The sequence below is a fragment of the Telluria mixta genome (assembly GCF_029223865.1).
Taxonomy (GTDB): domain Bacteria; phylum Pseudomonadota; class Gammaproteobacteria; order Burkholderiales; family Burkholderiaceae_D; genus Telluria; species Telluria mixta.
In genome coordinates this window covers 5864927-5879345 of sequence record NZ_CP119520.1, presented here as the reverse complement: position 1 = coordinate 5879345, position 14419 = coordinate 5864927, and the positions used below count along the sequence as shown (strand labels likewise).

The window sequence follows — 14419 nt, the reverse complement described above, 5'->3', positions numbered from 1 at the left end:
TCGATGATGGTTCACCGAAGGATAGCACCCGGCTCAGCGTCGCGTCGGCTGCGCGAGACTCGTCATCGCATCCACGTAGGTCTTCTCGTCGTCGGCATACAGCGGCAGCAGCGGCGTCACGGCCACCTGGTTCAGCTTCGTCCTGCGCAGCGCGCCCGTCGCCGGGTCCTTGAAGACGGCATACGGCACGTCCTGGATCACGTACGGTTCGCCGTTCACGTGGCCGACGATCATCAGCACGTGTCCCGGCACGACGACGAGATCGCCCACCTGCGCCTCCCGCACCGCTTTGACGCGCGCGTCGTGCGTGTCCGCCGCCGTGAACGTGCGGTGCTTCAGCGCCGTCGACGTTCCCTGCAGCCCGGAGCTGTGCTGCAGCAGGAGGCCCATGGTGCGGTAGGTTTCGGCGACCAGGCCGCTGCAGTCGCGCGCGTCGAACTGGTGGCCCCACCCGTACCGCTCGCCGAGCAGCTTGAAGGACTGCCGGATGATGTTGGCGCGTGTCAGAGGCAGGTAGCCCGGCGCCGTGTCGGCGCCGCGGCGGATCAGCGCCGGCCGGATGGCCAGCGAGCCGTCGGCCTGGCGCACCGGCAGTTGCACTGCCCACGACGCGTACGGACTCGCGCCGTTGACGGGTTGGTCGGGCGGCACGTCGGCGCGCGGCAGGGCCACGCCCATGTCGAGATCCAGTTGCGACAGCGCCGGCGCCTCCGGCGTGAAGACCGTGTGCACATGGTCGCCCGTGACGACGCGGCCCGGCGGCAATGCCGCGTACGCGAACACCGTCTCCGCGGGACCGATGGCGATGTCGCCCGTGTGCACCCACGCCGGGCCCTGCGTCGTCACCGCGAGCAGCCAGCGGCCATCGGCGCTCGTGTGTGCGACGAGCACGGGTTCACCCGGGAACAGGGTGCCGGCCGTGAGGCTTTCGTAATCCGTTTGATCGAGGCTCGCGTAGAACACGCGGTCGCTCGGGTAGGTGCGCATCGGCGCGCGGCGCACCGCGAGGCCGTAGCGCGCGGGGGCCATGGCCGGGACCTGGCCGGCGGCCGTCGCGTCGCGCAGAAGCTGCAGCGTGTCCGGACCGACGGGGCGGCCGGTGTCGTCGACCGCGAGCTTGACGGGCGTCTGCTGCTCCGCGCCGCGGATCCAGTCGAGCACCTGGTCGCGCGTGAGTGTCGCGGAAAGTTTGCGGACGTCGACGAACCCGCCGCCGGGCGCATACGCGGCGGCGCGCTGCGCGGCGGTCGCGCGGGCGTCCAGCAGCACGGCGTCCGGTTGCGGCGCGCGCCGGATCCAGTAGTCGGGGGACAGCATCGCCTCGTCGAAGGCGAGGATGCCGGCGGTCGATACGGCCGGCGGGGCGGCAAAGGCGCCGGCCGAAAAAACGAGGCCGCATGCGACTGCGGCCAGGAGATGCGCTGCTTTCATGTGCTGGGCCTACTTCCGGATCGTGGATCCGGCAGTGTAGCCCAGCTTCGCGGTTTACGCGGCAGCGAGGGCCTTGATCGGGGTCCGGCTGGCGCCGGCCGGACGTGCCGCGGGTGCGGCTTCGCCCTCGAGCCTGAACTGGCCCACCAGCGACACGAGCAGGTCGGCCTGTTGCTGCAGGCTGTCCGCCGCGGCGGCCGCCTCTTCGACGAGGGCCGCGTTCTGCTGCGTCGTGCCGTCCATCTGCACGATGGCCTGGTTGACCTGGCCGATGCCCGTGCTCTGCTCCGCGCTGGCGGCCGAGATCTCGGCCACGATGTCGCTCACGCGGCGCACGCTGGCGACGACGTCGGCCATCGTGCGGCCCGCGTCCTGCACGAGCGCGCTGCCCGCTTCGACCTTGCCGGACGCGTCGCCGATCAGGGCCTTGATCTCCTTCGCGGCGCCGGCGCTGCGCTGGGCCAGGCCCCGCACTTCCGACGCGACGACGGCGAAGCCGCGTCCCTGCTCGCCGGCGCGCGCCGCTTCGACGGCTGCGTTCAGCGCGAGGATATTGGTCTGGAAGGCGATGCTGTCGATGACGCCGATGATGTCGACCACCTTGCGCGACGCGACGTCGATCGCGGCCATCGTCTCCACGACTTCGGCCACGACGGCACCGCCGCGGCGCGCCGTTTCCGATGCGGACAAGGCGAGCTGGTTGGCCTGGCGCGCATTGTCGGCGTTCTGCTTGACGGTGGACGTCAGCTGCTCCATCGACGCGGCCGTCTCTTCCAGCGCGCCCGCCTGCTGCTCGGTGCGGCCCGACAGGTCCATGTTGCCCTGGCTGATCTCGACGCTCGCGGCGGCGACGCTGCCCGCGCTTGCGCGCACCTGCACCAGCACTTCCTGGATCTTGGTGACGAAGCCGTTGAAACCGGCGGCGATCAGGGCCAGCTCGTCGCTGCCCTTCGCGTCCAGGCGGGCGTTCAGGTCGGCGTTACCGCTGGCGAGGTCAGTCATGGTGGCGCCGAGGACACGCAGCGGGCGGGTCAGGCGGCGCTGCACGGTGACCATCACGATGGCGGCCACGACGGCGCAGACCAGCGACGCGAACAGCGAATAGCCCATCAGCTGGCGCGCGCTGGCCGTCGCGACGGCGTGCGGGAACGACAGTTTGACGGCCCACGGCGCGATGTCCGGATGCAGGCGCAGCGGCTGCAGCAGGTGCACGATGCCGGCCTTGTCGATGTACTCATAGGTCTCGCCGGCGCGCACGGCCGCCAGCGCGGCGGGCGGCAGGTCGTCGGCCTTCTTGCCGGTCTTGCCCGCGTCCGGATGGCTCGCATACAGGCCGCCGTTCGAGAGGAGCGACAGGCGGCCGCCGTCGACGACCTTGATCTTGCCGAGGATCTCGCCCAGGTGCGTCAGCTGGAAGTCGGCGCTGGCCGTGCCGCGGAACTCGCCCTTGACGAGGATGGGCGCCACCAGCGACGCCATCATGATGTCCTTGCCGTTGACGGGATACGAGTACGGCTCCGTGAAGAATACCTTGCGGGTGGCCTTGGGGATGTCGTACCAGTCGTTGGCGCCCGGCGTGGTGGGGAACACGATCGGCTCCACGTGCACGGTGCCGTCCGCGTTGCGGGTGTAGTACGGCATGTAGCGGCCGGTCGCATCGTACTCCGGGGCCTTGCCGGCGAAGTCGGCGTCCTTGCCGTCCAGTGCATTCGGTTCGAAGGTCACGGCGCTGCCGATGAAATCGCCCGAGCTGCGCAGCGTGGCCTGCGTCATCGCGGCGACCTGCGGCCGCGACGGCGCGATGTCCGCTTCGCGCAGCGCGCTCATGCCCGCGGCCAGGTTGGTGACGGCGCCCAGCTTGGTGCCGATCTGCGCCTGCACCGCGGAAGCGGCTTCGCGCGCGGACGTGCGGGCCTGGTGCATGCTCGCGTCCTCGGCGGTATCGCTGCTGCGTACGGCGATGACGGCCGACGTGACCGCGAGGCTCAGCACGACGAGCGTGGTGGCCGTCGCGCAGATTTTCGCCGTGAGCGACAGCTTATGCAGTGCGAAAGGATTTCGACTCATTGTTTTTCCTCGATTCAGAATTTGCGGGTCAGCGACAGCACGACGGCGCGGCGCGCGACGTTCGACACGGCCAGGCGGCCGTCGGCGCGCGGCACGCCCGTCGTGTAGCTCTTGTAGATGCCGGTCGCGCCGATGGCGCGGGTGTAGTTCAGGGCGACGGTCCAGCCGTCTTCGAGCTTGTGCGTGAGGCCGGCCTTCAGGTCGCGCCAGTCCCAGATGCCGTTGCCGCTTCCGGCCACGCGGCCGTCGCCGGCGTGCAGGTTCAGCGTCAGCGACTTCGTGAGCGGCTGGTCGGCGCCGACGTCCACGTAGCCGGTGCCGCGGGCATTCGTGATGCCGAAGAAGTCGCGGCTGAACGTGTAGTTGTAGCGGGCGTACAGCGTCTTCCACGTGAGGCCGGCGGACAGTTCGCCGTAGTCGAACGAGGTATCCGTCGCGCTGATGCGCGCGCCCGGGTATTTGTACCAGTAGACCATCGCGGACCAGCCGACGGGGCCCGTACTGCCGCTGTAGCCGCCGTACAGGTCCCATTCCACGGTGCCGCCTTCGATGAACTTGTCGCTGACGTTGATGACGGACGTGCCGGCCGACCAGCCGCTCGGATGCGCATAGTCGACGCCGGCCATCGCGGCCGGCCCGCCCCACGTCTGGCGGATGCCGCGCGAGATGTATTGCGAGCTGACGGACACCGTCGCGCTCAGCGGGTTGTCGGTGTCGTCGGCATGCGCGGACGAGGCAGCGGCCAGCAGCAAAAAGGTCAACGGGGCAAGGCGCCGGGTCGGCCGCATGGCCGGGCGGTGTCGGGTGCTCATGGTCTCTGGAGTCGGTAGTTCGGCGGTCGGGCCGATGTTGAATTTCGGTAGGCGGTGATGCCGTACGGAAATTCTAGTGCCGACTCAGATGCTTTTGGTTACAAATCGGTGGGAAATCTGCGGAAAGCGGGGGAATGAGACATGCACGCAACACTCAGATATTTGTCTGGAAATGAAGTGCACAGGTGTTCGCAAAAAATCGATTAACACCTTGAAAAGATGAGGAAATTTTGGAAACAGGCAGGCGCGGGAGGCCTGCCTGTCGCGTTGCGGCCTTATGCGGCGGTCTTGAGCGCCCCGCGGCGCAGCTGGTCACGCTCGATCGACTCGAACAGCGCCTTGAAGTTACCTTCGCCAAAGCCCTCGTCACCTTTGCGCTGGATGAACTCGAAGAACACGGGCCCCAGCTGCGTCTCGGAGAAGATCTGCAGCAGCAAGCGCAGGTTGCCGTCCTCGGTCGTGCCGTCGACGAGCAGCCCGCGTGCCTTGAGCGCTTCCACGTCCTGGCCGTGGCCCGGGAGGCGGGACTCCAGCATCTCGTAGTACGTGGCCGGTGGCGCGCTCATCAGCGGCACGCCCGCGGCGCGCAGGCCGTCGACGGTCGAGAAGATGTCGTCCGTCAGCAGCGCGATGTGCTGGATGCCTTCGCCGTTGTACTTGAGCAGGAATTCCTCGATCTGGCCGCCGCCCGCCTTGCCTTCCTCGTTCAGCGGGATGCGGATCATGCCGTCCGGCGCCGTCATCGCCTTTGACGTGAGGCCCGTGTATTCGCCCTTGATGTCGAAGTAGCGGATCTCGCGGAAGTTGAAGAGTTTCTCGTAGAAGCCGGCCCAGTAGCTCATGCGGCCGCGGTAGACGTTGTGCGTGAGGTGGTCGATGATCTTCAGGCCATGGCCCACCGGGTGGCGTTCCGTGCCGTCGATCCATTCGAAGTCGATGTCGTAGATGGATTTACCGTCTTCGAAGCGGTCGATGAGGTACAGCGGCGCGCCGCCGATGCCCTTGATGGCGGGCAGGCGCAACTCCATCGGGCCGGTCGGAATGTCCAGCGGCTGGGCACCCAGTTCCAGGGCGCGCGCGTAGGCTTTATGGGCGTTCTGGACGCGGAAGGCCATGCCGCAGGCCGACGGGCCGTGCTCGGCCGCGAAGTAGTAGGCGGCGCTCTTCGGCTCGTTGTTGACGATGAAGTTGATGTTGCCCTGGCGGTACAGCACGACGTCCTTGGAGCGGTGCACGGCCACTTTGCTGAAGCCCAGCGCCTCGAACACGGGTTCCAGCACGCCCGGGGTGGGCGAGGCGAATTCCACGAATTCGAAGCCCATCAGCCCCATCGGATTGTCAAACAGGTCGGCCATTGTCTATTCCTCTATCGTTTATTAAGTTTTCATTCCGCGAATACGTCGGCAATCAGTCCCCGCAGCCACTGGATGCCGGGATCGTGGTTGAAGCGCCGGTGCCAGAAGACGTTGGTCTGCAACGTCGGCAGGGCGAGCGGCGGCTCGATCCACTTCAGGCCGAACGGGCTTGCCGCGCTTTCGGCCAGTTTTTGCGGCACCGTCACCACCAGCCCGCTCGTGCTGACGATGTACGGCACCGCGGTGAAATGCGGCACCCGGAACCGGGTCCCGGCCGTCACCCCGGCCTTTTCCAGTAATCCATTGATGCGGTCGTAAGGGCTCTGTGCCGCATCGACGATCAGGTGCGGCGCCGCCACGAAGCGCTCCAGGTCCACCTTGCCCTTCGCCAGCGGATGGTCCTTGCGGAACATGCTCACGAAACGCTGGCGGAACAGCGCCCGGTGGTACAACGCTTCCGACACGTCCTCGAACGCGCCGATGGCCAGGTCCACCCTGCCCGTCTCCATGTCGTCCTTCAACGTCAGGCCGTTCGCGCGGATCGACGCGATCTCCACGTTCGGCGCGACCGTGCGGCAACGCTCGATCAGCACCGGCATGAAGTACACCTCGCCCACGTCCGTCATCGCCAGCGTGAAGCGACGGCCGCTCGTGGCCGCATCGAAGCGGCTGCGCTGCGACAGGGCCAGTGCCACCTGGACCATCGCGGCGCCGATCGGCTCGGCCATCTGCTGCGCGAGCGGCGTCGGCTGCATGCCGTGCGCCGTGCGCACGAACAGTTCGTCGCCGAACGTGCGCCGCAGCCGCGCCAGCGCATTGCTCACGGCCGATTGCGTCAGGCCCAGACGCCTTGCGGCGGCCGAGATCTGGCGTTCGCGATAGACCTCCTGAAATACCGATAACAGATTCAGGTCGATGCTAGAGGGTTCGATCATGCGTTCGATAGTCTTATTGATGATCTGAATAGTCTACATTTTTGTATTCATCTCGTAAAACTCGCTGGTCTCCTCTACAGTGTCATAAACGCCACGCATCTGGAGACACCCTTGACTGCTTCAACCGAACGCTACATGTCCGGCTTCGCCAACGAATTCGCGACGGAGGCCCTGCCCGGCGCCCTGCCGGCGCACCGCAATTCGCCGCAGCGCGTCGCTTATGGTCTGTACGCGGAACAATTGTCCGGTACGGCCTTCACGGCGCCGCGCAGCCATAACCGCCGCTCGTGGCTGTACCGCATCCGCCCCGCCGCCATGCACGGGACGTTCGAGCCGATGGGCAATGGCCGCATCGCCGCCGGCTTCGACGGCGTGGCGCCGTCGCCGAACCAGATGCGCTGGAGCCCGCTGCCCATGCCGGATGCGCCCACCGACTTCATCGACGGCCTCGTGACCATGGCCGGCAACGGCTCGCCGGCCGCCATGACCGGTTGCGCGATTCATCTCTACGTGGCGAACCGGTCCATGCGCGGGCGCTATTTTTATTCGGCCGATGGCGAGCTGCTGATCGTACCGCAGCAGGGACGCCTGGCCATCGCCACGGAATTCGGCCTCATCGACGTCGAACCGCAGGAAATCGCCGTGATTCCGCGCGGCGTGCGTTTCAAGGTCGACCTGCCGGATGGCGACGCCCGGGGCTATGTCTACGAAAACTTCGGCGCCCTGCTCCGCCTGCCGGACCTGGGCCCGATCGGCTCGAACGGCCTCGCCAACCCACGCGATTTCCTGACCCCTGTCGCCCGCTACGAAGACGTCGAAGGCGATTTCGAGCTGGTCGCGAAGTTCGGCGGCAACCTGTGGCGTGCGGGCATCCGCCATTCGCCGCTGGACGTCGTCGCCTGGCACGGCAACTATGCGCCATACAAGTACGACCTGCGCCACTTCAACACGATCGGCTCGATCAGCTACGACCACCCGGACCCGTCGATCTTCCTCGTGCTGCAGGCGCCGTCGGACACGCCCGGCGTCGACACGCTGGACTTCGTCATCTTCCCGCCCCGCTGGCTGGCCGGCGAGGACACGTTCCGCCCGCCCTGGTTCCACCGCAATGTCGCGAGCGAGTTCATGGGCCTCGTGCACGGCGCCTACGATGCGAAGGCGGATGGTTTCGTGCCCGGCGGCGCGAGCCTGCACAACTGCATGAGCGGCCACGGCCCGGATGCCGCGACGTTCGACAAGGCGAGCAGCGCCGACACGAGCCGGCCGCACAAGGTCACGGACACGATGGCGTTCATGTTCGAGACGCGCAATCCGCTCGTGGCGACGCCGTATGCGCTGCAGTCGCCGCAATTGCAGGGCAATTACCAGGAATGCTGGGCGGGGATCGCGAAGCATTTCAATCCGGCAAAGCCCTGATGTCGTCGCCCCTGCGAAGGCAGGGGCCCAATTCGTATGCAGTCCGTCGACGCGTAAAAATTGGGTTCCCGCCTGCGCGGGAACGACGTCGGTTTGCACCGGGGGGACTCGTTCTGTGCGACCTCCCCCGTTTTCCTCATGCGATGATTAACCCGACATCTCATACGGGAATCGCATGGCCGACGTCGTCATCATCCTCGCCCTCATCCTGCTCAATGGCGTGTTCTCCATGTCGGAGCTCGCCGTCGTTTCCGCCAAGCGACTGCGCCTGGAAAAGATGGCGGACGAAGGCCGGCGCGGCGCCGGTACCGCGCTCGGCCTGCATGACGATCCGAGCCGCTTCCTCTCCACCGTGCAGGTGGGCATTACCCTCATCGGCATCTTCAACGGCGCGTTCGGCGAAGCGTCGCTGACGGCGCGTCTGACGCCGGCGCTCGCCGCCATGGGCGTGCCGGACGGCTATGCGCGGCCCGTCGCGCTGGCGATCGTCGTGGCCGGCATCACCTTCTTTTCGATCGTGCTGGGCGAGCTGGTCCCGAAGCGCATCGCGATCCTGTATCCGGAAACGATGGCAGCGACGATCGCGCGCCCGCTGCAATTCGTGGCCCGCCTCGCGCACCCGTTCGTGCGGCTGCTTGCGATGACGACGGACGGCATCATGCGCCTGTTCGGCATGCACCACCACAAGGACGAGACGCCGACCGAGGAAGACGTCACGGGCATGATCAAGGAAAGCACGGACGCGGGCGTGTTCGAGAAAGCGGAATACGACATCGCCGCGCGCGCCCTGCGGCTCGACGACTGGCATCTGCGCGCGCTGATGACGCCCCGGGTCGACCTCGAATTCCTCGACCTCGACCAGCCGCTCGAGCGGAACCTCGCACGCATCGCGGAATCGCCGTACAGCCGCTTTCCCGTCTACCGCGGCGACCGGTCGCAGGTGCTCGGCATCGTGCGTGCGCGCAATCTGTTCGGCCAGGCGATCCGCACGCAGTCGCTGGCCGGCATCGACATCGAGGCCGCCCTCGAGACTATCCTGTACCTGCCCGAATCGAGCAGCGCCATCGACCTGCTCGAGCAACTGAAGCAGCACCGCGCCGAGCTGGCGATGATCGTCGACGAATACGGCGACATCCAGGGCATGATCACGCTGACCGACGTGATGAGCGCGCTCGTGGGCGACGTCACGCCGACGAGCGACCACGGCCAGCCGGACGCCGTCAGGCGCGACGACGGCAGCTGGTTCGTCGACGGCGGCATGGTGCTCGACCGCTTCCGCTACCTCACGGGCGCCGACGTCGACTTCCCCGACGAGGACGGCGGCGTCTACCACACGCTGGCCGGCTTCATGCTGTACCAGCTCGCCGTGATCCCGCGCGCGGGCGACCGGCTGGACTGGCAGGGCTGGCGGTTCGAGGTCGTCGACATGGATGGCAACCGCATCGACCGGTTGCTCGTCGCCCCGGTCCCGCGCACCTGATTCGAGCGGAACCGGCGGCCCGTTTCACGATCCTATCCACCAAGGAGGTCATGATGAAGCTACGTACCGCGGCCGGCCTGGCCGGCTGCCTGATGGCCACCGTGGCCGCCGGCCAGAATCCGCAGCCGGCCGGCGCCCCGAAGGCCGGCGACACGCGCGCGCTCGAAGCGGGCGCGAAGCTCCTGCAGGGCAATGCGCCGCTGGCCGGGTTCGACATCTACCTGAACGGCTTTCATCCGATGAAGGACCATCCGGAGATGCAGGTCGAAGCGCACCACTTCTGCCGCCAGGTCAACGAAGACTTCGCGCAATGCGCCCTGTTCGACGGCAACACGCGCACGGCCAACCTGAACGGCATCGAGTACATCATCTCGGAAAAACTGTACGGCCGGCTGCCTCCGGACGAGCGCCAGTACTGGCATCCGCACAACGGCGAGATCCTCGGCGGCCAGCTGATCGCACCCGGCCTGCCCGAGGCGGCGGAACACGCGCTGATGAAGAAAAAGATGAACAGCTACGGCAAGACGTGGCACGTGTGGAACACGGGCGCCAACGGCAAGCCCGGCGACGCGCTGCCGCTGGGCGCGCCGATGCTCGCGTGGTCGTTCGGCCGCGACGGCGAGCTGCTCCCGAACATGCTCGAGGAGCGCGACACGCGCATGAAGGTCCACACGGGCGAGAAACGCAAGTCGCGCGCGGACCTGAAACCGCTCGCGCATCCGCAGGGCGGCGTCGACGCGCTGAAGGGCAAGTTCCCGCGCCAGACGCAGGACATCCCGGGCGTCGTGGATAGCCAGCCACCACCAGCCGTGAAATAATCCATTAGCGCTCGCGAATCCCGACCGCCTGCTGTCGCTGTGCCAGCTCACGCAGGGCGAACAGCCCTTCGGCGACCTGGAAGCGGCGCTCGATATCCGCCAGCGGACCCTGTCGCAGCAACTGGCCGTGCTGCAGCTGTTGTACCGGCTTTACCGTCCGAAGGAGGACCGAACATGACAATCGACTGGCTCCATTTCACCCCGTGGGCGTCGCTCGCGGGCGGCATCCTCATCGGGCTGGCGACGGCCCTGCTCCTGCTGGCCAATGGCCGCGTCGCCGGCATCAGCGGCATCCTCGGCGGCCTGCTGCGGCCGAGCCGCGGGGATATTGCGTGGCGCGTCACGTTTATTCTCGGCCTGTTCGTCGCGCCGCTCGTGTGGCTGACGATGCGGGCGATGCCGCCGGCGCAGATCGACCACTCCCCCGCGCTGCTCACGATCGGCGGCCTGCTCGTTGGCATCGGCACCCGCTTCGGCAACGGCTGCACGAGCGGCCACGGCGTGTGCGGCATCGCGCGCCTGTCGCCCCGCTCGCTGCTGGCCACGGCCTGCTTCCTCGCGGCCGGCTTCGTCACCGTCTTCATCGTGCGCCACGTGCTCGGGCGCTGAGGAGCTGTCATGAACCTCGTCACCGCTTTTCTCGCCGGCCTGCTGTTCGGCGGGGGCCTGATCCTGTCCGGCATGAGCAATCCCGCCAAGGTGCTCGCCTTCCTCGACGTGGCCGGCACCTGGGACCCGTCGCTGCTGTTCGTGATGCTCGGGGCGATCCTCGTCGCCGCGGTCGCCTTCCGTTTCGCACGCACGCGCGTGCGGCCGCTGTTCGGGAGCCAGATCCACGTGCCGGGCGCAGGCCGCATCGATACGCCGCTCGTCCTGGGCAGCGTCACCTTCGGCATCGGCTGGGGCCTCGTCGGCTATTGCCCCGGTCCGGCGCTGACGGCGTTGGCCGTCGGCGGCCGGTCGACCCTGCTGTTCGTTGCGGCGATGGTGGCCGGCATGGCAATATTCGAAGTGGCCGAGCGTATCCGCGCCGGCAACGAGGCCAATCGCGGCGGTACCCGCGCCGCGGCCGGCCCTTCGGGAGAATGAATGCACACCAATCCGATCCAGCTGTTCGACGCCGTGTCGTCGACCTTCACCTATATCCTGGCCGCGCCCGGCAGTGACGCCGCCGTCATCATCGACCCCGTCGACCAGCACGTCGAGCGCGACCTCGCCCACCTGAAACGGCTGGGCCTGCGCCTCGACTACATCCTCGAGACGCATGCCCACGCCGACCACGTGACGTCCGCGGGCCAGCTGCGCGCGCTGACGGGCGCCCGGGCCGCCGTGCCGAGCGGCTGCGGCATCCCGCCGGCCGAAGTGCAGTTGCAGGATGGCGACGTCATCCGCTTCGGTGCCGACGAGACGATCGCCGTGATCCACACGCCCGGCCACACGGCGGGCAGCATGTGCTACGTCTGGCGCGGCAACGTGTTCACGGGCGACACGCTGCTGATCGACGGCTGCGGCCGCACCGATTTCCAGGGCGGGAGCGCCGCCGCGCTGTACGACAGCATCACGCGCAACCTGTTCGCGCTGCCGGATGCGACCCGCGTGTGGCCGGGGCACGACTACAAGGGGCAGTCGGTGTCGACCATCGGCTGGGAAAAGGCCCATAACGCGCGGGTCGCGGGGCGGTCGCGGGACGAATTCGTGACCCTGATGAACGGGTTGAACCTGCCGCAGCCGAAGCTGATCGATATTGCCGTGCCGGCGAATCGGAATCTCGGGCTGCCGCACAGCGTCTGACGTCAGATCCCCGGTCCGCCACCGAAGCCGCCCGGCGGCGGTCCACCCGGCGGCGGCCCGCCATGGAACCCTTCACCATCCGGCCCGTCGCGCCGCTCGCGATTGACGCTGCTCTGCACCCCGCCGAACCGCCACGACAGGCCCACGTACACGATCCGTCCATCGAAGCGGCGGATCGACGTCTCCTTCAGCGTGGCCGTGTTGGTGATCGTCTCCATCTTCTGCGAGCTGAACACGTCCGTCACGTTCATCACGAGCGACAGCGTGCGCGAGAGGCTGCGGCGCCAGCTGAGGTTCGCGCTCGACACGGGCTGGTTGTAGCCCGACCCCGCCAGCGTCCTGCCGCGCGCATTCAGCTGCAACTGTAGCTGGTCGTCCGGCGTCGCCTGCCAGTTGATGCGGCCGCGCACGCTCAGCGACGTCGCGTTGCGCGTCGTCTCGGCGCCGTTCAGGTCGATCTGCTGCTGCTCCAGGTACGCGAGATTGCCGCTCGTGTTGATGGTGACGTTGGGCGTGACCTTGCCGGACAGCGTGAATTCCAGGCCGCCCGACCGGTTGCTGCCGCCATTCTCCAGCGTCGTCAGGATCACGGTGTCGCTGATGGCGGTCTGGCGGCTGCGGATCGTGTCGCGGTCCGTGCGGTAGTACGCGCGCACGGCGGTATCGAGCTTGCCGGCCTTCGTTTCGTAGCTGATCTCGAAGGAATCGGTCAGCACGGGTTTCAGGTGCGGATTGCCGGCGGATTCGTTCAACTCGTCCTTGTAGACGATGAACGGATTCAGGTCGGCCGCATTCGGACGGCGGATGCGGCGCGCGTAAGCGAAGCGCAGGTTGGTCGTGTCAGTCAGTTTATAGGTCGCGAACGCGCTGGGGATCCAGTTCAGGTACGTGTTGGATGCCGCCGTCCCGGTCGTGACCTGGTCGAGGTCCATGTGCGTGTATTCGGTGCGCAGGCCGACCATGGCGGCCCAGCGCGGGTTCACCTGCCACTGGTACGACGAATACAGCGCGGCGTCGCGTTCGTGGACGGAGAACGCGTTCGTGAGACGGGTGTTCACGACGGTGTCGTCGTCGACATAGCGGTTGTCGAAGTCGCTCCTGTTGTCGAACAGGCGGTAGCCCATCTTGAAGGTCGCACCGCTGTCGAGCGGGCGTTCGTAGTCGCCCGAGTAGTCGACGATGCGGCTCCTGTTCGCGACGATTTGCAGGCTGTCGGCATCCGCCGGTCCCGCCGGGGTGACGACGTATGTGTTCGCGTAGCGCATGTCGTTGCCGTTGTCGCTCGTGGACACGCGCAAGTCCATCTTGAACAGTTCGCCGAGCTTCTCGCCCTTGTGGTCCCAGCGGGCGCCCCACATCGTGTTCGTGTTGTCGCCCGTGCGTTGCGTCGTCCGCGTGTAGTCGCTGGTCGGGTTGCCGTCCTCGTCGAACACGCGGTAGTGGTCGAGGCCCGACTGGTCGTTCGTGCGCTTCATGGCGCCGACGCTGGCCTCGATGGCATCCACATCCGTCAGGTTGTAGGTCAGCTGGCCGCGCAGGCCGGCGCTGTCGTTCAGGCCGCTGCTGGTGGAGGCCTGGCTGCTGTGCTGGACGGCGCCCGTGACGGGGTCGATGCGGTCGCGTTCCGTCTCGCCCGTCGAATTGCGGCCGTCGTGGCGCACGTTGACGCCGCCCTGCATGCCCCAGCGGCCCGTGTTGTACGCGCCGTTGACGGCCGAGTTGTAGCGGCCGGCCGTGCCGAGGTTCGTGTTGACGACGCCGAAGCCGCCCGCCTTGCGGTTGCGCTTCATGACGAGGTTCAGGATCGGCCCGCCGCCGCCCTCGTTGCCGAATTCCGCGCCGGGGTTGTTGATGACCTCGACGGAATCGATGTCCTCGGCCGGCATCGCCTGCAGCGCGGGGCCCTTGTTGTCGCCCTGGAGCATGGCGGACGGCTTGCCGTCGACGAGGATCTGCACGTTGGCATTCCCGCGCAGGGAGACGGTGCCGTCCGGATCGACGGACACGGACGGCACGTTGTTCAGGGCGTCCGCCGCGCTGCCGTTGCTGGCGTTCACGTCGTTCTTGACGTCGTAGACCTGGCGGTCGATGCGGTTGACCTGGCGTTCGCCGACGACGTTGACCTGTTTGATGTTCTCGGCCGCCTTGGGCGCGGCCTCCTGGGCCAGTGCGGGCTGGAGCGCGGCCAGCGCCAGGCCGACGAGCGTGGCGCTGCGTTTGCGTGTGAAGTGGACCATGTATCTGCTGTACGAAAAAAGTTGGCAGATGTTACAGGTCCGATCGCGTTAAAAGATGGGCGTTTCGTGTAAAGAAA

Annotated in this window: 12 protein-coding genes and 1 pseudogene; 7 read left to right on the top strand and 6 right to left on the bottom strand. The window is 67.3% G+C overall.

What is annotated here, in order from left to right:
* Positions 1-33: 33 nt before the first annotated feature.
* The 5 genes from P0M04_RS25870 to P0M04_RS25850 form a co-directional block, all read right to left on the bottom strand.
* On the bottom strand, positions 34-1431 hold the full coding sequence (locus P0M04_RS25870; protein WP_259451384.1) for an SH3 domain-containing protein: 1398 nt from the start codon (positions 1429-1431) through the stop codon (positions 34-36).
* A 54-nt stretch (positions 1432-1485) separates the two neighbouring features.
* Positions 1486-3498 carry a methyl-accepting chemotaxis protein gene (locus P0M04_RS25865; RefSeq protein ID WP_259451385.1) on the bottom strand — a complete coding sequence of 671 codons (2013 nt, stop codon included), beginning with the start codon at positions 3496-3498 and terminating at the stop codon, positions 1486-1488.
* 14 nt (positions 3499-3512) lie between these two features.
* Positions 3513-4310 carry a TorF family putative porin gene (locus P0M04_RS25860; RefSeq protein ID WP_259451386.1) on the bottom strand — a complete coding sequence of 266 codons (798 nt, stop codon included), beginning with the start codon at positions 4308-4310 and terminating at the stop codon, positions 3513-3515.
* A gap of 275 nt (positions 4311-4585) precedes the next feature.
* Entirely contained in the window at positions 4586-5665 is a 1080-nt protein-coding gene (gene hppD, locus P0M04_RS25855) for a 4-hydroxyphenylpyruvate dioxygenase (RefSeq protein WP_259451387.1), read from the bottom strand.
* Between the two features lie 29 nt (positions 5666-5694).
* Entirely contained in the window at positions 5695-6600 is a 906-nt protein-coding gene (locus P0M04_RS25850; RefSeq protein WP_259451388.1) for a LysR family transcriptional regulator, read from the bottom strand.
* Between the two features lie 135 nt (positions 6601-6735).
* On the opposite strand from P0M04_RS25850, the gene hmgA reads away from it, so the two are divergent.
* From hmgA to P0M04_RS25815, 7 genes and pseudogenes are all read left to right on the top strand, one after another.
* Positions 6736-8016 (top strand): homogentisate 1,2-dioxygenase, encoded by a 1281-nt coding sequence (hmgA, locus tag P0M04_RS25845; protein ID WP_259451480.1) that lies wholly within the window; start codon positions 6736-6738, stop codon positions 8014-8016.
* A gap of 175 nt (positions 8017-8191) precedes the next feature.
* The gene (locus tag P0M04_RS25840; RefSeq protein ID WP_259451389.1) at positions 8192-9496 is read left to right on the top strand and encodes a hemolysin family protein; all 1305 of its coding nucleotides are present in this window, start codon (positions 8192-8194) and stop codon (positions 9494-9496) included.
* A gap of 53 nt (positions 9497-9549) precedes the next feature.
* The gene (locus tag P0M04_RS25835) at positions 9550-10314 is read left to right on the top strand and encodes an OBAP family protein (RefSeq protein WP_259451390.1); all 765 of its coding nucleotides are present in this window, start codon (positions 9550-9552) and stop codon (positions 10312-10314) included.
* Between the two features lie 28 nt (positions 10315-10342).
* Positions 10343-10450 (top strand): annotated as a pseudogene (locus P0M04_RS25830) (transcriptional regulator); the annotation flags it as partial.
* Between the two features lie 38 nt (positions 10451-10488).
* Positions 10489-10923 carry a YeeE/YedE family protein gene (locus P0M04_RS25825; RefSeq protein ID WP_259451391.1) on the top strand — a complete coding sequence of 145 codons (435 nt, stop codon included), beginning with the start codon at positions 10489-10491 and terminating at the stop codon, positions 10921-10923.
* A gap of 9 nt (positions 10924-10932) precedes the next feature.
* Entirely contained in the window at positions 10933-11403 is a 471-nt protein-coding gene (locus P0M04_RS25820) for a DUF6691 family protein (RefSeq protein WP_259451392.1), read from the top strand.
* Complete coding sequence (locus P0M04_RS25815; RefSeq protein ID WP_259451393.1) at positions 11404-12105, top strand: MBL fold metallo-hydrolase; 702 nt, start codon at positions 11404-11406, stop codon at positions 12103-12105.
* Between the two features lie 2 nt (positions 12106-12107).
* Here P0M04_RS25815 and P0M04_RS25810 read toward each other — a convergent pair whose 3' ends face one another.
* Positions 12108-14342, bottom strand: a complete 2235-nt coding sequence (locus P0M04_RS25810; protein WP_259451394.1) for an outer membrane beta-barrel family protein — start codon at positions 14340-14342, stop codon at positions 12108-12110.
* Positions 14343-14419 lie beyond the last annotated feature (77 nt).